The sequence below is a fragment of the Bradyrhizobium sp. JR3.5 genome (assembly GCF_054057015.1).
The window spans coordinates 977992-999108 of the sequence record NZ_JBSRYV010000002.1; the positions used below are offsets into that span (position 1 = coordinate 977992).

The following is a 21117-nucleotide window of genomic DNA, read 5'->3' on the forward strand; positions in this document are numbered from 1 at the left end:
GCATCACCCCGGGCGCGTCGGCCGCGCCCTTGGCGGGATGGATTAGCCAACCGAACCTTCAAGGCTGATCGAGATCAGCTTCTGCGCTTCCACCGCGAACTCCATCGGCAGTTGCTGCAGCACGTCCTTCACGAAGCCGTTGACGACGAGGCCGACGGCTTCCTCCTGCGAGAGCCCGCGCTGGATGCAGTAGAACAGCACGTCCTCGGAAATCTTCGACGTCGTCGCCTCATGCTCGAACGTCGCCGAGGAATTCTTGGCCTCGACATAGGGCACGGTGTGCGCGCCGCATTTGTCGCCGATCAGGAGCGAGTCGCAGGCGGTGTAGTTGCGCGCGCCGGTGGCTTTGCGGTGCGCGCTGACGAGGCCGCGATAGGTGTTCTGCGACTTGCCGGCGGCGATGCCCTTGGAGATGATCCGGCTCGACGTGTTCTTGCCGAGGTGGATCATCTTGGTGCCGCTATCGACCTGCTGGAAGCCGTTCGAGATCGCGATCGAGTAGAACTCGCCGCTCGAATTGTCGCCGCGCAGGATGCAGCTCGGATATTTCCAGGTGATCGCTGAACCGGTCTCGACCTGGGTCCAGGAGATCTTGGAATTCCGGCCGCGGCAGTCGCCACGCTTGGTGACGAAATTGTAGATGCCGCCCTTGCCTTCCGAATTGCCGGGGTACCAGTTCTGCACCGTCGAATACTTGATCTCGGCGTCATCGAGCGTGACGAGCTCGACCACGGCGGCATGCAGCTGGTTCTCGTCGCGCTGGGGCGCGGTGCAGCCTTCGAGATAGGAGACGTAGGAGCCCTTGTCGGCGATGATCAACGTGCGCTCGAACTGGCCGGTGTTGCGCTCGTTGATGCGGAAATAGGTCGACAGCTCCATCGGGCAGCGCACGCCCGGCGGTACGTAGACGAACGAGCCGTCGGAGAACACCGCCGAGTTCAGGGTCGCGAAGTAATTGTCCGAGGTCGGCACCACGGTGCCGAGATATTTCTGCACCAGATCGGGATGCTCGCGGATCGCCTCCGAGATCGGCATGAAGATCACGCCGGCCGCCTTCAGCTCCTTCTGGAAGGTGGTCGCCACCGAAACCGAATCGAACACGGCATCGACCGCGATCTTGCGGTTCGGCGATGGCGGGCCGCCGGGCGGCGGCTCGACGCCCTCGAGGATCGCGACCTCGCGCAAGGGAATGCCGAGCTTCTCATAGGTCTTGAGGATTTCCGGATCGATCTCGTCGATCGAGGATAGTGTCTTTTTCGGCTTCGGCGCCGAGTAGTAATAGAGATCCTGGTAATCGATCTTCGGATAGTTGACGCGCGCCCAGGTGGGCTCGGTCATGGTCAGCCAGCGGCGATACGCCTCCAGGCGCCATTCCAGCATCCAGGCCGGCTCATTCTTCTTTCCGGAGATGAAGCGGACGGTGTCTTCCGACAGCCCCTTCGGGGCCTTGTCGGATTCGATCAGCGTCTCAAACCCATATCGATACTGGTCGACGTCGATGCGCCGGACGCGCTCGACCGTCTCTTGTATAGCTACCACTGCCCGCTCCGTTCGCGCAAGAACAACTCCCGCCGGCGATGATTTCGCCGAGCCCTCTCCGAGCGGATCGCGCAAGTCACGGCCAACTCGGGGCCAGCGAGTGAGAGAACCAGGAGACGGATCCAAAAGGCGGCAGCCGCCGATAGGGTCTTCATCATGTTTCGCGCCAGAATTCCACTTCGGCTACCTACCTATGCCGGCACGCACGTATCGGGCACCGGGCAAACGACGGCGCATTGCGGCGCTTCAAAATGCCCCTCACATTGGGTGCACTGGGTTGGATTAATCACATATATGTCGTTCTTCAGGTTGATCGCGGCGTTAGGACATTCGAACTCACACGCACCGCAGACGGTGCACTGGGATGCGATTATCTTGTAGGCCATCACTGCGATTCCATGAGCAAAAGGTGCGGGACAATTTGTTGCTTTCAAGTCTTGTGCCAGACAGTTTACGCTTGATTTGTCTTGGCTATTGCCGATAACGCAAGTCGCCGCCTCGACACGGTGTCGCAAATCCTACAATTGGCATTACAGCGGCTTGATCTCGATGCCGTAGTTTGGGCATCGTCGATCTCACGGCAGTCAGCCGGTGAATCGCGTTCGCCAGTCGCAGGAACCGATCTACGATCCTTCCCATGGCCGCGGTGGCGCGGCGACGATCGATGGGCCTCGCCACTTCGCAAGGGCTCTGCCGCTGCGTCAGGCGACCGCATCTTATCGGTTCTACTCACCGGGACAGCGGCGGATTCAGCGACAGCACCAGATGACCAACCGGCGCGGTCGTCGCTGGTCCGGTCCGCGTCTCCACAGCGCAGCCAGAAAAGGTCGCGGCGATCGCGCCAGATAAAGCCGCTCCGGTGATCGCGGGCCCCTGGGGGAGCGGCCGCACGCAATTTTCAATCCCCGCGGATTGCCGGCAAGCCGGCATTTATAGGCCCTGTTATGGGGCAAAAGTACATTGTCCCGCATCGCGAGGACGGCTGAACGCCAACCGTGGACCGCCTGCTGATCCCCGGCTTCCCTTCGCGCTCCAAACAAATGCAAGTGGTGCGCAGCAGATCAATAGAGCCGAAAAAGGCCACCCCGCAGGGTGGCCCAAGTCAGGGAGGAAACGTCCCGTAGGGACCTCTGGGATCAGGCTGCAACCTGCTCGATCGGTGAGAAAGGGAGCCCGAGGCTCTCGGCCACGGCCTTGTACGTTAGCCGGCCCCGATGGACGTTGAGGCCCGCGCGCAGATGCGGATTTTCGAGCACGGCGGAAAAACCCTTGTTAGCCAGAGCCAAACCAAACGGCAGCGTAGCGTTGTTCAATGCTTGGCTCGAGGTCAGCGGCACGGCGCCGGGCATATTAGCCACGCAATAATGAATGACGCCATCCACTTCGTAAGTTGGATCAGCGTGAGTGGTTGGGTGCGACGTCTCAAAACAGCCGCCCTGATCGATGGCGACATCCACGAGTACCGCCCTCTTACGCATCGAGCTCAGCATGTTCCGACGGACCAGCTTTGGCGCGCTCGCACCTGGAACGAGCACCGCACCAATCACCACATCCGCCGCAAATACCTCTTCCTCTACGGCATCGATGGTCGAAAACCTGGTGCGAACGCGTCCTTCGAATAGCTCGTCCAACTCGCGGAGCCGGGGTATCGAACGGTCGATGATGGTCACCTCTGCGCCCAGACCGACCGCCATGCGCGCCGCGTGCGTACCAACGACGCCGCCTCCGATCACCACGATCCGGGCCGGCTGAACGCCGGGCACCCCACCGATCAACAGCCCTCGTCCGCCTGCACTCCGCTTCAGCGCGCTACCCGCCGCTTCGATCGCAAGCCTACCCGCGACCTCGCTCATCGGCGCCAGCAGTGGAAGACCACCATGCGCATCAGTTACGGTCTCATAGGCGATCGCGGTGCATCCAGATTTTAGGAGGCCCTTCGCCTGCTCAGGGTCGGGGGCTAGATGCAGATAAGTGAAGAGGATCTGATTCTCCCGCAGCTGGCTCCATTCGGACGGCTGAGGCTCCTTAACCTTTACGATCATCTCGCTCGATGCAAACACCTCAAGTGCGGAAGTTAAAATCGCTGCGCCGGCGTTGCGATAGTCGTCATCGGTTGCACCAATGCCGGCGCCGGCATTGGTCTCGATCGTCACGCGGTGGCCCGCTGCCACGTATTCGCGGACGGCTCCAGGAGTCAGGCCCACGCGATATTCGTGCGCCTTGATTTCCTTGGGAACTCCGACCTTCATTTGAAAACTCCCTGCCTGAAACGCCTTTCTAGTCGGAAGAGCGCAACGATATTGCCACACAGCCACCAGACTGGCGCAGGAATTCAGCGATATTTGACAAGCTACGCAGGATTTCAAACACACGGGTGCCGAGCGGGTCGAGTGACCTGCTCGCCGAGCTTGACCGCCGAGACTGCGCAATGGCGCTGAATCGTTTCGAGTTGGGTTCTCGGTTCGTGGAAAGGCTAACAACCAAAATCCAGCCTTGTCGAACTTCTTAAAGAGCGAGCAGTCTGCCAGTTGGGCAGGATTGCCCATAGACTAGCCGAGAACCGGAACCCCTCCTCGATGATGAAGCTGGCCGACAGATAGGGCGTACGTGCACCGGACATCACGACACCATTGATCGTGCCGTGCACAGCGAGTGAGCCGATATTGCCGCCGGGAAAGAACAGCGGGCGAAACCACATAGCCGTCGGTCGTCATGGCCATCCCGCCTGCCGCAACGTCAAACGCCGACCGATCGGTGCAGCGGGCAAGCCATTCATTACCGAGGCCTGGTGAAAAAGGCCGGAGATCAGCTGTGCCATGGCACGGCCCCCGGATCATTGGGAAAGATCAACGCGTCCGTTCTCGACGTCGAGGTTGCGTTGATAGGCCTTTACATTCATGACATCCGCCTCACTTGATCATCGCGAACTCGGCCATATGTCCAATATGCGGCACAGGCACCTTCCGATGAGACTATGCAGGACGCAATGGGAGTTTCCGGCGTGCAGACGGTTCCAAACAGCTTGCAGTCGACCGGCCGCTTGGCGCCGCGCAGGATCGCGCAGCATTCGCACGCCGGATTGTCGGCGACACGCAGTTCGTGCATCGCAAAACGCGCCTCGGCGTCGAATCGCGCGTAAGCCTGCTTCAGCTTCAGTCCGCTACTGGTAGGAGTCCAAGCCCACGCCATTCGGGTTGCTCACGCATTTCGAATATCTGCGAGACCTCGCCGTTGGCGCGCCGATTGCCTTCCCGCGTCACCGCGCGGCTGTATTGGTTCTCCACCTCGTGGCGGCCTTCGTTCACCTGCCGCACCAGCATCACAATGGCTGCATCACGTCGAGCGGTTCAAACCCCCGCGGTCATGATCGGCTTGCCGAATTGTGCCGTCAGGGGCTCGTAAGGCTGCGCTGGGAGACAAATGCTTCGTTGTCCCGCGTGATGGTGACGGTCGACTTCAGCGCGCCGCCGACGGCGAGCACGGGCGGTGCGGTTTTCTGGATCGAACAGCTCACTGAGGCATTGCGGACAGGTCGCCGCATCGGCGGCGATCCGCGTTGACAACTTGCCGCTTTCGCTTGCGCCGATCGAAAAGTCTTTCGCCGCCAGCGCCCGGGTCTCCTGAACGCAGATGTGGTCGATGCGGGCCAGTGGAGGCGCCTCGAGCGGCAAAGCGGCGACAAACTCCGACACACGGTCACCCTCGATCTCGATCGTGACGCCCTCGGGACCATTCACGACAAAACCGGCCAATCCGTACCGCGTGGCCAAGCCATGGACATAAGGACGAAAGCCGCCCCCTTGGACGGCCCCGCTCACGCGCACGCGCAGCCGTGTTCAGTCGCAGGTGGCGGCGACGCTCATCGGCTTGTCCAAGCGCAGAGCGCGCCAACACCCTCGCCGGTTCGCGCCAAAACCGTAAGCCCTTCTATCTTTGGATTGACACGTCTTGTCAGACCTCGAACGATGCCGAACGCATTCGAGCGGCCGGAGTGCCAGCCACTCGGTCTTCGCTCGCGAGATCGCAAGCAAGCGCGCGCCGGGGTGGTGGTTGCAATCGCCAGAGACGGCAAGCTGATACACTACAAGGCAAGACGCTGCTGAGAAACTCCAACGTCATCGGCCTTCGCCTCCGGCAGAGGCGCGGCGTGCGCTGAATTGACGACGGTTCCAGCAGCCGCCTCGGCCAAAACAAGCTTGTTCATTGTATCCTCGCCAAGGAAGGATGGATCTGGCTTGCAACCCTGCTGCTCGGTCATGATCGGACATGTGTGGCCTGCAGTCCGAACGCGATTCGATCCGGCCTAATGCGCCTGCCCTCAAGTGCCTCTCCTGGCACAATATTTGTCGATGAGCGTTAACGAGAAGATGGCAGCAAAGGCGAACATCACCATACCGCCGGCAATCAAACTCGTCTCGCGCCAGCGCGATGCTTGGACGTACTCTTTGACGTAGGCCGACAACACCTTGGTGCGCCCAGGAATGTCGCCGCCGATCATCATCACGACCCGAATGTGCCGATCGTATGAGCAAAGCCAAGCACCGTGGCTTCGACAAACTCCAGTCGCGCCAAAGGCAGGCCGATGGTAATGAAGGCATAGAACGGAGAAACGCGCCGCGCAGTTTCCAGCGGGCGGCCATCTATCGCAGCAAAAGCGTTACGGATCGGCTGCACTACCAAACGCAGTGCCGACAGAACCGATCCGACCACGATTCCTGCAAAGGTAAAGGCGAGCACGCGCTCGCCCCAGAAAGAGGCGAGAAGGCCCCCGGTCCGTCCGAGCCGAGCAGCACGAGTACACAGAAACCGAGTGCCGTCGGCGGTAGCACCAGCGGCAGCGCGATCATCGTCGCTGCCGCCTCGCTGAGAACCGTCTTTGAGCGCGCTAGCCATCACGCGAGCGGCGCGCCAATCACCAGGAGGATCATGGTCGTCAGGCTGGCGAGCTCTATCGTGAGCGCACCGGATTGCCAAATCTCTGCCGAAACGGCATCCATGTCCGTCAGCCCGGCAGTGAGAGCACGTCGCCATACCGACACAGTGATCGCCTGCATGTCCGGCTCGCCGAGGCGATGTAGCGCGCGTCGCCTTTTAGTCGAGCGGAATTAGTGGCGGCCGCTACATTGACGCGCGTCGTTTCTGCGAGCAAGAGCAGCATCGCAAGCCTCATCGAAAACTCCAGTGACAGGGCCGCTTCGACCGGTCTCACCGGCAGCTCCTTGCACGTCACCCAGCAATGCCCGTGCCGTTTGCGAAATGTGGTGCGCCCTATGCTCCAACGTGAGAAAAATGCGCGGAGATGCCGACGTCGCTGTGGAGCGGACCTGACGCTCTGTCAGTTTTCCGGCACCTTTGTTCCCGAGCAGAAAGCGACGGCACGATGCAGCGGCAGGATTTGACGGCCCCAAGAACTCTTGTTGGGTTTTCCCGCGCTCCATGATCACGCGATGTAATCCTTACGTCCATTATGCTTCGAAGAATTGGCTGCGCATTGACAATCCTGCAAGCGGATATGAGCGCCACCACCCGCCGCAGTCCCATTTGCGAGAATGGACGCGGCTACGAAAGTTCCGAAATTCAAGTCTTGCCGGACTATCGTTTGGAGAAAGACAACCTTGGGACATGCGTGATTCTGCCGGGCGCTGGGTCGGAACCTGCTGCCGAAAAACAACACCTTATAACGCGTCCGGTCGGAACAGGATATCGATTGTGATAGTGCCGCGGGCGCGAGAGACACAGGCACAGATCTTTTCGTTTGCGCGCTTTTGTTGCTCGTTCAAGACGTCACGGTGGTCAACCTCGCCGTCGACGTTGACGAGCTCGATCGCGCAAACGCCGCACGCGCCGCGCCGGCAATCTGCGATCACCTCGTAACCGGCCTCGCCCGAGTACTTCTAGCAACGAACGATCGCGCGGAATCTCGATCCCGACAGCCCAATCTACAAGGCGCGCCCGGAAGCCTTCAGTCGGCAGCGAGGCGAACAAGTTATCGAAATCGAGGCGGCGCCCTTTATTACCTGCATCGACACTAAGCCGCTCGTTCAGCAAGGGGGCGAGAACATCCAAATAGACGGCTTGCTCGCGGGAAGGCACAGCAAAATGCAGGGTGAAGCCGGCATTGCGGCGGGCGAGCGCCTGGGCTGGTCCAACCGGTGGCGTAATGCCGATGCCGCCTTGCCGACCGGATAGGCCGCGACATCAAACTTTTCCGGTTTGATCAGGAGCTCGCGGATCGAAGGCGTCAGATCGCGCGTCGCGACGAGGGTTGGGGGGTGCCCAGCTTTCAATGAAACGCATGCAGATTTCCTTTAATCGCCTGCCATCCTGATGAGCGCCAGTCCTGACAGCAGATCAAATGCGTCGTGTTCTTGAGCGCCATGCGCAAATTGCGCGCGGCCACTCGCACGTGCTCGCGCATGAGCGCTTCGATCCGCGCGCCTTCGAGGTTTTCGATTGCGTCGATCACGACGCGGTGTTGATCTTGCGCAATCAAGAGCGTGCGGCGCTCACCCAGCAGAGTAGATTGGGTCATCACAAAGCCGCTTGGCGAGGCGAATGGCAACGCGGACGCGCGATCGACCTGCCGGATCAGGAGCGGGCTGCGCGACAATTCAGTCAACAGGGCCATCTTATCGGCCGCATGTTGACGTGTGGCGCATATCTTGCTTGACGAAAAACGATAATAACTGAACGTCCGCCTTTTGCAATGACGCCCGGCTCTCGGAACCGTCCTCAATCGGCCACGGCGAAAATGACAGCCTCGTATGATGACGTCGCCTCTCAATGAAGAAGCGGCTCGTATTCGAGTGCATTCGGGAAGGAAGCGTCATGACCACCATGGCAACAACGGCGCCCGCGCGCGCGTCGCAGACTTGGTATAAAATTCTCTACGTCCAGGTATTGATCGCAATCGTAATTGGCGCCATCCTTGGCTGGTCGTGGCCATCGGTCGCGACCAACGACTGGGTCAAGGCCCTCGGTGACGGGTTCATCAAGCTGATCAAGATGGTGATCGCGCCGATCATCTTCTGCACCGTCGCATCCGGCATCGCGCATATTCAAGATGCAAGAAAGGTCGGACGTGTCGGCGTCAAGGCGCTGGTTTATTTCGAGATCGTCTCGAGCTTCGCCTTGGCGTTGGGGCTTGTTATGGGCAATCTCGTCCAAATCGGCCGTGGCCTTGCGGTCAAACCCGACGCTGCGGCGGTCGCCAATTACGTCAAGCAGGCGGAAGCCTCGAAGACCGTCGATTTCTTTCTCAATATCATTCCCGATACGGTGGTCGGCGCCTTGGCTCGCGGCGACGTTCTGCAGGTGCTCCTGTTCGCGATCCTGTTCGGCTTCTCGCTGATGGCGCTGGGAGAGCGTGGAGAACGGTTGCGCCGCATAATTGATGACCTCGCGCACGCCGTATTCGGCGTGATCGCCATCATCATGAAAGCGGCCCCGATCGGCGCGTTCGGCGCGATGGCCTTCACGATCGGCAAGTTCGGGCCGGCGGCGCTCGGGAATCTGATCGGTCTGATCGCGCTGTTCTATGCGACGGCGGCGATATTTGTGGTAGTCGTGCTCGGTCTGATCGCGCGCATCGTCGGTTTCTCGATCTTCAAGTTCATCGCCTATATCAAGGACGAGGTCCTGATCGTGCTCGGCACCTCGTCCTCGGAAAGCGCGCTGCCGCAGTTGATGGAGAAGCTCGAGCGGCTTGGCTGCTCCAAGCCCGTGGTCGGCCTCGTGGTGCCAACCGGCTACTCTTTCAACCTCGACGGCACCAACATCTATATGACGCTTGCGACACTGTTCATTGCCCAGGCACTCGGGGTCGATCTCACGTTTGGCGAGCAGCTCACGATCTTGCTCGTGGCGATGCTGACCTCGAAGGGAGCGAGCGGCGTCACCGGCGCAGGCTTCATCACGCTCGCCGCGACATTGTCGGTGGTCAACCCAGCGCTCGTGCCGGGGATGGCAATCGTGTTCTCGATCGACAAGTTCATGAGCGAGGTGCGAGCTCTTACGAACATCGCCGGCAATGGCATCGCCGCGGTGTTCGTGTCCTGGTGGGAAGGCGAGCTCCAGCACGCGACGCTGCACGCCCGCCTCAACCAGCCCACCGATTCCAGCAGCACCGCCAACGGAAGAAGGAGGCAGGCTTCGGATTTTACGCATGATGACAAGAAGCGTCGAACTCGACCGTAACCAATTCACGCTTCTTCGCTGTTCAAGTCGGTAGAGCCGACTTGGAATGCGAACGGAGCGTTTTTCACCAGGTCTTCGGACCGCTCCGCCGGATCAAGGCCGCACCCCGGCAACAGCCTCTGAAAAGATCCGCTCACACGGGCGTAAAAGAAATTGTTTTCGGCAGTCATCTGCAGGTCACCTTTCGAGTTGAAAGCTCCTGCTGTCCAAATGCCGGCACAAGGTTGGCCAAGTCAGACACTACGTTAGGACAGAACGCACCCGCCCTGGCGGCCAAGGTAGCTGGGCTGCGCATGAAACGGCTGGTGCGCGACCACCGCAAACGTCGCCCGCCCATGTGGTGGCGATCTCACCGGCGCAACTCGATTCATCCCTTTGTTCCGGTGCATGTCGGGCATCGGACCGCGACGGAGATTGGCACCTTCGCCAAGCCGAGATGAAGCTCACAGGAGCTAATGTCACGCCCTCCACAGCTTTGTCGCTGCTCTTTGCAGATTCGGCAGCGCGTGCCTTATTGTTTCAGCCGCAGCTTCTAGCTGACGCGATGTAGCCGTTTTCTGCCGCGTAGGATGTGCCTGGCCGCCACGCAGCTGTCTGTGCTCGGCCGGCTGCCTTCAGCCTCAGGCGCCGCCAGAGGAATAGGCAGCGAAGGAAAACAGACGTCTCATACGCGATTGTACGCACGTCAGCGCGTCATATCGAAAGGTTTAAGACAACTATACCTACGTTTGTAATGCGTCTTTCTTCGGCCGCGTGCTGAGTCCCTGCAAGCAATCGATCTCCGAACCACCCCGCGAGCATGTCTTGGGCCGAAGGATTGCCTCATTTTTGCCTAAGATGTTATAGTTCTCCGCTGGAGAAAGGCCGGACGGTCCAAAAATGTATAACCAGTTCAGCAATTTCAAACGTTCGGCCACGCAGCTTGCTTTCGGCAGCATAACGCTGGCGGGGATGACGCTAACTTCCCTGTACCTTGATACGCATTTTGCTGCGACGGCGTTCGCCTATTTGCTGGTGATATTGCTGTTTTCGTTGATTGGCAGCTTTATCGCATCGTACGCGCTTTCCGTCTTAGCCATGGCTGCTTTGTCGTACTACTTTACTTCGCCGGCATTCAGTCTGAGGATCGACGACCCTCAAGTCTTTACAGTGGTTGTCGCATTCTTTACTGTCTCGATTGTCGGAACGCACCTCATCGGAAAAGTCCGGCGGGAGAGAGAGGTTGCGCGTGAAGCTGCCGCTGAGCTCCGGCGCAGCGCGGCCGATTTGAAGGATCGCGAAAAGCAGTGGCGCGCAATCTTTGAGCACAATCCGGCCATGTACGTCATGGCCGATGAAGCCGGTACTGTCCTCAACGTCAATACGTTCGGCGCGACAGAACTCGGCTATGCGCGTTCCGAACTGATCGGTCAATCCGTCCTGGGAGTCTTTCTGGAGGAGGATCGCGAGTTCGCTCGCAAATGTATTCGGACGTGTCTTGATAATATCGGTCGATCGCAAACCTGGGAGGCCCAGAAAGTCAGGAAAGACGGCTCGGTACTGTGGGTACGCGAAAACGCCAAAGCCATGCCCTGGGCCGACGACCGGCCCGTTATCCTCATAGCGTGCGAAGATATCACGGAGCGAAAGCGGACCGAATTTGCCCTGCAGCGCAGCGAAGCACATTTGGCCCAGGCGCAGGAGCTAAGCCAAACAGGCAGCTTCAGCTGGAACGTCGCCACCGGCGAGGCCTTTTGGTCGAAGGAGACCTTTCGAATTTTCCGGCTAGACCCGCAGACGGTTCCGGCGCCGCACCTGGTCGTCGAGCGCACTCATCCAGAGGATAGGGCTTCGGTTCAAGAGGTCATCGATCGAGCGAGGCGAGATCCAAAGGATTTCGAGCATGAATACCGGCTGCTGCTGCCGGATGGCTCGGTGAAGCACGTCCACGCGCGGGCGCGAGCCACGACAACCGCCACTGGTGACATCGAGTTTGTCGGAGCAGCGACGGATGTCACGGCAGCACGGCAAGCAGAACAGCAGCTGCGCCGCAGCGAGGCCTATCTGGCCGAAGCCCAGCATCTCAGTCACACGGGCAGTTGGTGCTGGGACGCCCACCGTCTCGATTTTATATATCGCTCCGCCGAGGTCGATCGTCTGTTTGGCTTTGATCCGCAAGAGACCGTGTCGATAGAGACCATTCGATCGCGCATCCATCCAGACGACCTGCCGCGGCTTCAAGAAGTGCAGCGACTGGCTAGAGACGACAAGGAAGGCCGTTTCGAATATGATTTTCGAATCCTTCTCCCAGATGGCTCGATGAGGCACATACATTCTGTGGCCCATGTCGCGGTTGGCAGCGAAGGCAATGTCAGCGAGCTCATCGGAACACATATGGATGTCACTGAGCAGTTCGCAGCCAGGGAACGCCTTGAAAACGCACTTGCTGCGCTGCGCGAAAGCGAGCAGCGCTTTCGCGACTACGCCGAAACGGCTTCCGACTGGCTCTGGGAGACCGGGCCAGATCATCAGGTCACCCACTTTTCCGAGCACACCAGCGCTGCGGGGATCCTGGCCAAAGGACTAGTGGGTCTGGACATTGCTTGCGACGTCGAGGACGAACCCGAGAAATGGCGGCAACATCGTGCGAGGCTGGACGCACATCTGCCGTTCCGTGATCTGGTCTATCGCACCGTCAACCGGATCGGATGTCCGATCTACGTCCGGACGAGTGGCAAGCCATTTTTTGATATAAACGGCAATTTTCTTGGCTACCGCGGCGTCAGCACCGACATCACCGCTATAATTCGCGCAGACCAGGCTGAACAAGAGCTGCGGAAGGCACAGGCGGAACTCGCCCATGTGACGCGCGTGACGACACTTGGGGAGCTGACAACCTCCATCGCCCACGAAATCAGCCAGCCGCTCGCCGCTATTATCAACAACGGCGACGCGTGCCTTGGTTGGATGGGGCGCGAAACTCCCGATCTCTCCGCCGCGCGCTCTTCGGTTGAGTGGATAATCGAAGATGCAATCCGGGCAAGCGAGGTGATCCGTCGCATTCGCGCGCTTGCGAAGAAAGGCGAGATCGAGATGCTGCCGCTCGACATCAATGATGTCGTTAAGGACGTCATTGCGCTGGTGAGACGTGAGCTGGTCAGCCACCGAGTGACGCTAAGAACGGAACTGGCGGCAGCGCTGCCAGTAATTCTCGGTGACCGGATTCAGCTGCAACAGGTGATCATCAATCTGGTCATGAACGGGATCGAAGCCATGGACGCAGTTACGGACCGGACCCGCGAACTGGTGATCCACTCATCTAGGGACGATATCGGACACGTGCAGCTTGCCGTGACTGATTGCGGCGTCGGAATCGCCGACAATGACCCTGAGCGAGTGTTAGACCCCTTTTTCACAACAAAATCGAATGGCCTTGGCATGGGTCTTTCGATCTGCCGTTCGATAGTGGAAGCTCACGGAGGGCGCCTTTCGATCGTCCCCAAGCAGCCGCCGGGAGCGAGCTTTCGGTTTGACTTGCCGTCGCACAAGGAGGTCGTCACGTGATCGAGCGCCCCAACTTCCCGCGCGAAGACAGCAAGTCCGAGGCGTCGACAAATGCGATTGTCTTCGTTGTCGAAGACGACGCCTCGATGCGTCGCTCGCTTACGAACCTCTTTCAATCCGTCAGCCTGGAAGTCGTTGCATTCGGATCGGCCCGCGAAATGCTGCAGAGCAAACTTCCGGACGTTGTTAGCTGCCTGGTTCTAGACGTCCGGCTGCCTGGCTTGAGCGGCCTAGAGTTCCAGACTGAGCTAGCCAGGTTGAACATTCGTATTCCCACCATTTTCATTACCGGACATGGCGACATCCCCATGAGTGTCAGGGCTATGAAGAGTGGAGCGGTCGATTTTCTGACCAAACCGTTTCGCGATCAGGAACTGCTGGACGCCGTGATCGCGGCGACCGAGCGCGATCGCAAAAGACGTGAGGCCGAGCAGACCGTCGCGAACCTGCAGTCCCTGTTTGAGACCCTAAGCCCGCGCGAGCAGACGGTGATGAAACTGGTCGCCACCGGCCTGATGAACAAGCAGATCGCCGCCGAACTGGGGCTCGCCGAGATTACGGTCAAAATCTACCGCGGACACGTGATGAGAAAGATGGGCGCCCGGTCGCTGCCGGCTTTGATCAGAATGACTGATTCGCTGGGAATCCGCGCCAATCGCTCCGAACAAACCTAAGTATGATTTTACAATTTAACGACTCAAGCCCACTTTTCGGCCAGGGTGGCTAATGCCTCGGGAGCCGCTATTCCCGCCTCAGGAGGGCTTGTCTTGTCCACGCCTTTAATTTCTGTGGTTGATGACGACGCGTCGGTCCGTGCGGCGACAGAGAATCTTTTGAAATCGCGTGGCTACATCGTTCAAACGTTTGCGTCGGCCGAGGCGCTTTTGAGGTCGCCTCGGTTGAACGAAACCTCCTGTGTAATCACGGACGTGCAAATGCCGGTTATGAGCGGCTTGGATCTGATGGCGGAAATGCGGATTCGTGGTTACGCTGCGCCGTTTATTTTCATTACTGCATTTCCCAACGATCGCTTGCGCGCCTCAGCCCTGAGCGCGGGAGCGATTGGCTTCTTGGCTAAGCCCTTCGCCGGGCATACCCTGATCGAGCGCCTCGATGCCGCTCTGAAGGAGAACCGCGGCGGGGCTGACACCTGAAACGATCGGCCGGCCGCCAACTTCATGTCGATCTCAGCGCGTCTCATGCGAGACGATCTCGATCGACGCCCTGGCAGTCGAGCACGCTGCCCATTCAGTTAGGCTCCCCTCAGGCGGGTCTGCTGATCCGTCGTCGTATCGCCGGTGGCGATCGCGCCTCCTTCACCACCTGGTGTCCAGCGGAAACGTCTATCGAAACGCCGGTGACGGTCGAAGGCCATCGGTGGGCGATCGAGGACAGCGTTGAGACTGCGAAGAACGAGTTTGGTCTCGATCACAACGAGAGCACCGGCCCCTGCCGAGAGGCGCTTGAAATAGAGAGGCTGCCTACGCCGCCCCACTCCAGACATGCGCTGACAGCAGTTCGTTCGAGGAGCGGGACAGCAATTCCCGCGCCGAGAATGAGGAGCGGCTCTCTTGGTCAACCAGATCTGCGGCCTCGCGATAGGAATCCATTGCGATCGCTGGCCGACAACCGTATTTGCTGTTGTACCAATCCGCGTCGCCGCGAGGGCGTCAGCCAGTCGGCTGTTGCTGGGTCAGATAATGGCCGATATACGCCGGCCGCACATACAGCCGAGGCGCCGCGTCCTCCGGTGCGGTGCACTACTTGCACTTGATTCTAGGCCTTCAATACCTTGTACGGGAATGTCTTTTCTAACGATCTTTGATGACCCGTAGCAGGTGGGAGGGCCGGCGGTGCACGTGCGAGCCCAACCGAATCGGATGAGCTGCAGAGCTGATAGCAGGCTGGGTTACCAAGAGCTGACGTGGATCTCCTACTTGTCCCCTAAGTCCCACTTATTATCGACCATTCTAATTGAACGGCAGGAAGGTGACGCTCGCGCCCATTGGCCGTGGTCATGATTGACGAGAGACCGCGAGCACGACTGAAGCTGCTCGTCCAGAATGAGTTGGATCAGTCTATGATTGGCCTGTCGATGCAGCGATCGTTTTCCTTCCGAGCTTGCCCCGCGCCATAGTGACGCTCAGATCTTTGTCTCGTCGGTCAGCGGAGCACGGGCAGGCTGACCATAGTATTGCCCGAGGTCGCGCAACCATGCGGCAGCTACGAGCAACTTCGTATACAGCAGATTGAAAACTTGTCCGGCTCCGCCATCCACAAGACCGATGCAACCAAAATGCACCCAACGGCTCGACGACGGAGCGCAGCGCTCCGATATTAACGCTACGGCCTATTCCACAGTCACCGATTTTGCGAGATTACGCGGCTGATCTATGTCCGCGCCCATTGCGAGGGCAGTGTGGTAAGCCAAGAGCTGGACCGGAATGGCATAGACCATCGGCGTAAAGCTTGCGACCATCTCTGGCAGCACGATGGTCACGAGTGTGTCCACCGTCGCTTCCGAAGCGCCCTTCGCATCGGTGATCAGGATGATCTTGCCGCCACGAGCGGCGACTTCTTGCATGTTCGAGACGGTCTTCTCGAAGACCTCGTCGTAAGGCGCGATCACCACCACAGGCACGGTCTCATCGATCAATGCGATCGGTCCGTGCTTGAGCTCGCCGGCGGCATAACCTTCTGAGTGGATATAGGAAATTTCCTTCAGCTTGAGTGCGCCCTCCAGCGCTAGAGGGGCCGATGTGCCACGGCCGAGATAGAGCACGTGCCTCGAGTTGGCGATATCACGCGCGAGTTTCTCGATCTGCGGCTCGATCAACAGCGCCGCAGCAATCAGCCGCGGCACCTCGATAAGCTCACGCACGAGCTTTGATTCATCGATCTCGGACAGCTTACCGCGCTCTTTGCCTGCTACAACGGCAAGCGCCGCCAACACCATCAGCTGACAGATGAATGCCTTCGTGGAGGCGACTCCAATTTCTGGCCCCGCCAGCGTCGGCAGCGCGGATTCGCTCTCGCGCGCGATCGTCGACGTCGGGACGTTGACCACAGATATCGTATGCAGGCCCTGACTCTTGGCGTATCGCAACGCAGCTAACGTGTCAGCGGTTTCCCCCGACTGGGAGATGACGATTGCGAGATCGCCCCTGCGCAAAGGCGCCTCTCTGTAGCGGAACTCGGAGGCCACATCGATATCGACCGGTAAGCGCGCCAGCCGCTCGAACCAGTATTTGGCGATGTGACCGGCATAGCTTGCCGTCCCGCACGCGGTAATTGAGATGCGCTGAATGAAATTAAAGTCGAACGGTAATGTGAGCGGCAGGGCTACGCGCTCGGCTGCCATATCCAGATAATGCGCCAATGTCTGGCCCGCCACAGTCGGCTGCTCGTGAATTTCCTTGGCCATGAAGTGACGATAATTCGCTTTGTCCACCAGGAGTGACGACACGTCAGACTTTGATGTTTCGCGGTGGACGACAGCGCCGTCTGCGCCATAGATCACGCAGATCCTACGGGTAAGCACGGCCCAGTCGCCTTCTTCAAGATAGGTAATGGTATTGGTCAAGGGCGCGAGCGCGATCGCGTCCGATCCTAGATACACTGCGCCGTTACCATGCCCAATCGCAAGCGGCGCCCCCTTCCGTGCACCGATCAAAAGGTCGTCATGGCCTTTGAACAGAAATGCCAGAGCGAAGGCCCCGCGCAGCCGCGGCAGCGACGCTTGTACCGCATCCTGCGCCGAGTAGCCATTTTTGAGGTAAGAATCGACGAGATGCGCCACCACCTCGGTGTCCGTCTCTGAGCTAAAATGAGCTCCATTCCGCTCCAGTTCACCTCGCAGCTCGCGGAAATTCTCAATGATCCCGTTATGGACGACCGCGACATTTTCAGTCGCATGCGGATGTGCATTGCTCTCGGTCGGCTTTCCATGAGTCGCCCAGCGGGTGTGACCGATACCGATATGCCCCGATGGCGGACAATTGCGCAGCCGCTCCTCAAGGTTTCTCAGCTTGCCTTCAGCGCGCCGCCGCTCGATACGCAGCCCTTCGAGCGTCGCGAGGCCTGCGGAGTCGTAACCACGATACTCCAATCGCTTGAGTGAAGCGACCAACTGCCCAACGACCGGACCGCGCCCCAAGATGCCGACAATTCCACACATATCGATCAATGCAGCCCAAGTTCCCGGAGCCCGACGTTCCCCCTACAGGAATCTGGCCATGAGATTCGCTTACCCGGTGGTAATTGGTCAATTTCGAGATTGTTGCGGCCGCCTGTATCGCCGCCGCATTCAGAAGCGAGAGTTAGCTCTCCTTCAACCGTCATCGTTTCGCCCAGCTACATTCCGCTTTTGGCTGCCCCCATCGAGTACATAGTCTGATGCGGCTACGAATGGCATAACTGCTCCGAGGTAATCGGGAGATGTAGGTTCGCCTGCGCGGCTTGGTGCTGAATCCAAGCCTGATAAGAACTGACTCTTCGCTCGATAGCGACGATGGATGTCATCGTTGCAGCAAGCCCGCGGCGAGGATATATCGCGCAAGTAGGCTGACGCCATAGATTGAGGACATTCGAACCAGATCGGTAGACCAGTCATCCTACGATAAAACATCATGTCTTGTTTGACTCATCATCGCTGATGAGCCATTCACGACCCTTTCAGCTAAAACTCCCAAGAAAGTGAGCGGCGATGCCGCCGGACCGGATGGCACTTCGTGTACTGGGGCCTTTGGTTTCACTGACAGACTCTTCGAGAGGCTCACATCCCGCATCGGCTGCGCTCCTTGGGCAGATAGAAAGATGCAGTCTCCCACTGCCGTCGCACGGCCTGCTCTCGATTTATTCACGCAGCCGTCCTAGCGTGAATTGTCGTATGTTATTGGAAAGTTTTTGTCGCGCTGGTTTAAGAAGCTAATCATACTCGGACAGATGCAAGCTATGCTGGTCGGGATGAGACTAAACGATTGGCATCGAAGCTCTATTGTACGAACGTAAGCTTTCTATATAGAAACGTTCGAGGAACTATACCAACGTTTGCTACTTTTTCCCATTTCGTACTTGCGTCGACCGTCCGCTGCCTACGCGAGCAGGCTGTCAGCAGAAGCTACAGATCGTGGTCGATGACGCTGCCGCCCAGACGGCGCTTTCCGTCCGGAGGTTGAAGGGTCGGGCTTCTTGTAGGCTACGATATTGATGCGTAGGTTTCACTGTGTGCTGTCCTGCGTGTCATCGTTCAGACGAATGCATCAACAACTGCGGCTTCAACACGTCACTCTCCCCCGCTATGAGGAAACCAATCGAATGCATACGTGCGCCTGAAGATAGATAAGGAGCACAGACGGTTGGCCTTTATCTCGTTGGAAGTATCGCCTAGGGCAGCGCGCCCGGCCGCGCCTAACGGCGTTTGGCATCCATCTCGCCTGCTTAGGATCATCGCGGATATCAGGCAGGTTGCGATGGTTAGTTGACTTTCATTTTTTGAAGCTCAATGGTACTGGCGCGCTCCAGTCCAGTATAAATCTATGTATATAGTGTACATTCTTATGCGATGTGTATGACTAGAGCCAACGATCGCTTTCCTCTAATTGCGAGTGGAGCACGCTTGCGCATGTAGATTTATCGAGAGGCCAATTCGCAAAATAGCGTTTCAAAGGGAAGCTTTCTTTCCGGCGCAATTAAGAGAGACCATGGCGGCTCAGGACTCAAAGCGGCGCGTTGCGCTGATCACCGGCATCACCGGGCAGGACGGCGCGTATCTCGCCGAATATCTGCTCGGCCTCGGCTACACCGTGCACGGGATCAAGCGCCGCTCGTCCTCGTTCAACACCGCACGCGTCGACCATCTCTACCAGGACCCGCACGCCGGCAACGTGCCGTTCCTGATGCACTACGGCGACATGACCGATTCGACCAATCTGATCCGGCTGATGCAGCAGATCCGGCCGACCGAGATCTACAACCTCGCCGCCCAGAGCCACGTCCAGGTCAGTTTCGAGAGCCCGGAATACACCGCCAACGCTGACGCCATCGGCGTGCTGCGCCTTTTGGAGGCGATCCGCATCCTCGGCATGGAAAAGGAGACCCGGTTCTACCAGGCCTCGACCTCGGAGCTGTACGGGCTCGTGCAAGAGGTGCCGCAGAAGGAGACCACGCCATTCTATCCGCGTTCGCCCTATGGCGTCGCCAAGCTGTATGGCTACTGGATCACGGTGAACTACCGTGAGGCCTACGGCATGTTCGCCAGCAACGGCATCCTGTTCAACCACGAGAGCCCGATCCGCGGCGAGACCTTCGTGACGCGCAAGATCACCCGCGCCGTCGCCCGCATCGAAGTCGGCCTGGAGACCAAGCTCTATCTCGGCAATCTCGATGCCAAGCGCGACTGGGGCCACGCCCGCGACTATGTCGAGGGCATGCACAAGATCCTGCAGGCGGACGAGCCCGGCGACTTCGTGCTCGCGACCGGCGAGACGCGCTCGGTCCGCGAATTCGTCGAACTGGCATTTGCGGAGGTCGGCCGCAGCATCGAATGGCGCGGCAAGGGCGTCGAAGAGGTCGGCGTCGACAAGGCGACCGGCAACACCCTGGTGCAGATCGACCCGGTCTATTTCCGTCCGACCGAGGTCGATCTTCTGATCGGTGACGCCAGCAAGGCGCGCGCCGTGCTCGGCTGGGCGCCGAAGACGCCGTTCGCGCAGCTGGTGAAGGAAATGGTCGCCAGCGATCTCGTCGAGGCCAGGCAGGATGCGGCCAATGGCAAGCACGGCGTTTGAACTGAAGGGCAAGTCGGTTTTCGTTGCCGGCCATCGCGGCATGGTCGGCTCGGCGCTGATGCGCCGGCTGGCGCGCGAGCAGGCCGATCTGCTGACGGTGTCGCGCAACGAGGTCGACCTGCGCGACCAGGCCGCGGTCAATGCCTGGTTTGCCGCGAAGCGGCCGCAGGCCGTGTTCCTGGCCGCCGCCAAGGTCGGCGGCATCGTCGCCAACAACACGCTGCGGGCCGAGTTTCTCTACGACAATCTGGCGATCTCGACCAACGTGATCCAGGCGGCCCACGTCAATGGCTGCCGGAAGCTGATGTTCTTCGGGTCGTCCTGCATCTATCCGCGTCTGGCGCCGCAGCCGCTGCGTGAGGACTCGATGCTGACCGGTCCGCTGGAGCCGACCAACGAGCCCTATGCCATCGCCAAGATCGCCGGCATCAAGATGGCCGAGGCCTATCGCAGCCAATACGGCGCCGATTTCATCAGCGTGATGCCGACCAATCTTTACGGTCCCGGCGACAACTATCACCCCGAATACAGCCACGTCGTCGCCGCGCTGATCCGCCGCTTCCACCAGGCCAAGGTCTCGGGTGCCACCAACGTCGTGGTGTGGGGGACCGGCACGCCGCGCCGCGAATTCCTCTATGTCGACGATCTCGCCGACGCCTGCACCCACCTGATGAAGACCTATTCCTCGCCGGAGCTGGTCAATATCGGCACCGGCGAGGACATCACCATTGCCGAATTCGCTCGCGTCGTCGAAGCCGCCGTCGGCTATCGCGGCGAGATCAGCTTCGACACGTCGCGGCCGGACGGCACGCCGCGCAAGCTGCTCGACGTCGGCCGGCTGGCGAAGCTCGGCTGGCGGGCCACGACCTCGCTTGAGGACGGCATTCAGCTGGCATACCGGTCGTATCTTGCCGACAGCAAATGGACGGCACCAGAGTGATCTGCGTGTTCCCGACAAGCGGGCCCATCGGATGATGAGTCGGGCGGTGAATGTCCCAGCCTAGCTGCCTGCCCCTCAAGTACGGATCAACTTTGCCGCGCGTTGACCAAC

The 21117-nt window shown here is 59.4% G+C and carries 13 protein-coding genes and 6 pseudogenes; 7 read left to right on the plus strand and 12 right to left on the minus strand.

The features are described 5' to 3' along the window. Positions 1-42: 42 nt before the first annotated feature. From sufB to ACVWW1_RS21490, 10 genes and pseudogenes are all read right to left on the minus strand, one after another. A complete protein-coding gene (gene sufB, locus ACVWW1_RS21445; protein WP_456657362.1) occupies positions 43-1539 on the minus strand; it encodes a Fe-S cluster assembly protein SufB in 1497 nt (498 codons plus the stop codon). A gap of 191 nt (positions 1540-1730) precedes the next feature. Then, positions 1731-1925 carry a 4Fe-4S binding protein gene (locus tag ACVWW1_RS21450; RefSeq protein WP_456657363.1) on the minus strand — a complete coding sequence of 65 codons (195 nt, stop codon included), beginning with the start codon at positions 1923-1925 and terminating at the stop codon, positions 1731-1733. Positions 1926-2675: 750 nt separating this feature from the next. Next, positions 2676-3788 (minus strand): alanine dehydrogenase, encoded by a 1113-nt coding sequence (gene ald / locus ACVWW1_RS21455; RefSeq protein ID WP_456657364.1) that lies wholly within the window; start codon positions 3786-3788, stop codon positions 2676-2678. A 314-nt stretch (positions 3789-4102) separates the two neighbouring features. After that, positions 4103-4438: pseudogene (locus ACVWW1_RS21460) on the minus strand (AIR synthase related protein); the annotation flags it as partial. Further along, positions 4435-4919: pseudogene (locus ACVWW1_RS21465) on the minus strand (hydrogenase formation protein HypD); the annotation flags it as partial. The pseudogenes ACVWW1_RS21460 and ACVWW1_RS21465, both read right to left, overlap by 4 nt. 108 nt (positions 4920-5027) lie before the next feature. Continuing rightward, positions 5028-5369, minus strand: a pseudogene (locus ACVWW1_RS21470) (acylphosphatase); the annotation flags it as partial. Between the two features lie 251 nt (positions 5370-5620). Further along, positions 5621-5797, minus strand: a complete 177-nt coding sequence (locus ACVWW1_RS21475; RefSeq protein ID WP_456657365.1) for a hypothetical protein — start codon at positions 5795-5797, stop codon at positions 5621-5623. Positions 5798-5857: 60 nt separating this feature from the next. After that, positions 5858-6536, minus strand: a pseudogene (locus ACVWW1_RS21480) (molybdate ABC transporter permease subunit). Between the two features lie 678 nt (positions 6537-7214). Next, the gene (locus tag ACVWW1_RS21485; RefSeq protein ID WP_456657366.1) at positions 7215-7406 is read right to left on the minus strand and encodes a 2Fe-2S iron-sulfur cluster-binding protein; all 192 of its coding nucleotides are present in this window, start codon (positions 7404-7406) and stop codon (positions 7215-7217) included. 441 nt (positions 7407-7847) lie between these two features. Further along, a pseudogene (locus tag ACVWW1_RS21490) lies at positions 7848-8164 on the minus strand (GntR family transcriptional regulator); the annotation flags it as partial. A gap of 203 nt (positions 8165-8367) precedes the next feature. On the opposite strand from ACVWW1_RS21490, the gene ACVWW1_RS21495 reads away from it, so the two are divergent. After that, positions 8368-9735 (plus strand): dicarboxylate/amino acid:cation symporter, encoded by a 1368-nt coding sequence (locus ACVWW1_RS21495; protein WP_456657367.1) that lies wholly within the window; start codon positions 8368-8370, stop codon positions 9733-9735. A 5-nt stretch (positions 9736-9740) separates the two neighbouring features. Here ACVWW1_RS21495 and ACVWW1_RS21500 read toward each other — a convergent pair whose 3' ends face one another. After that, positions 9741-9905 carry a hypothetical protein gene (locus ACVWW1_RS21500; RefSeq protein WP_456657368.1) on the minus strand — a complete coding sequence of 55 codons (165 nt, stop codon included), beginning with the start codon at positions 9903-9905 and terminating at the stop codon, positions 9741-9743. A gap of 709 nt (positions 9906-10614) precedes the next feature. Here ACVWW1_RS21500 and ACVWW1_RS21505 point away from each other — a divergent pair. From ACVWW1_RS21505 to ACVWW1_RS21520, 4 genes and pseudogenes are all read left to right on the plus strand, one after another. Then, on the plus strand, positions 10615-13278 hold the full coding sequence (locus ACVWW1_RS21505; protein WP_456657369.1) for a PAS domain S-box protein: 2664 nt from the start codon (positions 10615-10617) through the stop codon (positions 13276-13278). Further along, positions 13275-13952 (plus strand): response regulator transcription factor, encoded by a 678-nt coding sequence (locus tag ACVWW1_RS21510; RefSeq protein WP_429032826.1) that lies wholly within the window; start codon positions 13275-13277, stop codon positions 13950-13952. The genes ACVWW1_RS21505 and ACVWW1_RS21510 overlap by 4 nt, the downstream gene beginning before the upstream one ends. 93 nt (positions 13953-14045) lie before the next feature. Next, entirely contained in the window at positions 14046-14432 is a 387-nt protein-coding gene (locus tag ACVWW1_RS21515) for a response regulator transcription factor (protein ID WP_456657370.1), read from the plus strand. 116 nt (positions 14433-14548) lie between these two features. Next, positions 14549-14719: pseudogene (locus tag ACVWW1_RS21520) on the plus strand (IS701 family transposase); the annotation flags it as partial. Positions 14720-15628: 909 nt separating this feature from the next. Here ACVWW1_RS21520 and glmS read toward each other — a convergent pair. Next, positions 15629-17455 (minus strand): glutamine--fructose-6-phosphate transaminase (isomerizing), encoded by a 1827-nt coding sequence (gene glmS / locus ACVWW1_RS21525; RefSeq protein ID WP_456660640.1) that lies wholly within the window; start codon positions 17453-17455, stop codon positions 15629-15631. 1525 nt (positions 17456-18980) lie between these two features. Between glmS and gmd the strand changes: the two genes are divergently transcribed. Together gmd and fcl are read left to right on the plus strand one after the other, a co-directional pair. After that, positions 18981-20066: a GDP-mannose 4,6-dehydratase gene (gene gmd, locus ACVWW1_RS21530; protein ID WP_456657371.1), complete on the plus strand. Its 1086-nt coding sequence runs from the start codon at positions 18981-18983 to the stop codon at positions 20064-20066. Next, the gene (gene fcl / locus ACVWW1_RS21535; protein WP_456657372.1) at positions 20047-21006 is read left to right on the plus strand and encodes a GDP-L-fucose synthase; all 960 of its coding nucleotides are present in this window, start codon (positions 20047-20049) and stop codon (positions 21004-21006) included. Before gmd ends, fcl begins: the two co-directional genes overlap by 20 nt. The last annotated feature ends 111 nt before the right edge of the window (positions 21007-21117 follow it).

Excerpts from the sequence above, each read along its gene's own strand:
- ACVWW1_RS21475 (WP_456657365.1), bottom strand. The coding sequence starts at position 5,797 with ATGACCGAGCAGCAGGGTTGCAAGCCAGATCCATCCTTCCTTGGCGAG.
- gmd (WP_456657371.1), top strand. The coding sequence starts at position 18,981 with ATGGCGGCTCAGGACTCAAAGCGGCGCGTTGCGCTGATCACCGGCATC.
- ACVWW1_RS21450 (WP_456657363.1), bottom strand. The coding sequence starts at position 1,925 with ATGGCCTACAAGATAATCGCATCCCAGTGCACCGTCTGCGGTGCGTGT.
- glmS (WP_456660640.1), bottom strand. The coding sequence starts at position 17,455 with ATGTGTGGAATTGTCGGCATCTTGGGGCGCGGTCCGGTCGTTGGGCAG.
- ald (WP_456657364.1), bottom strand. The coding sequence starts at position 3,788 with ATGAAGGTCGGAGTTCCCAAGGAAATCAAGGCGCACGAATATCGCGTG.
- ACVWW1_RS21495 (WP_456657367.1), top strand. The coding sequence starts at position 8,368 with ATGACCACCATGGCAACAACGGCGCCCGCGCGCGCGTCGCAGACTTGG.
- ACVWW1_RS21500 (WP_456657368.1), bottom strand. The coding sequence starts at position 9,905 with ATGACTGCCGAAAACAATTTCTTTTACGCCCGTGTGAGCGGATCTTTT.
- fcl (WP_456657372.1), top strand. The coding sequence starts at position 20,047 with ATGGCAAGCACGGCGTTTGAACTGAAGGGCAAGTCGGTTTTCGTTGCC.
- ACVWW1_RS21505 (WP_456657369.1), top strand. The coding sequence starts at position 10,615 with ATGTATAACCAGTTCAGCAATTTCAAACGTTCGGCCACGCAGCTTGCT.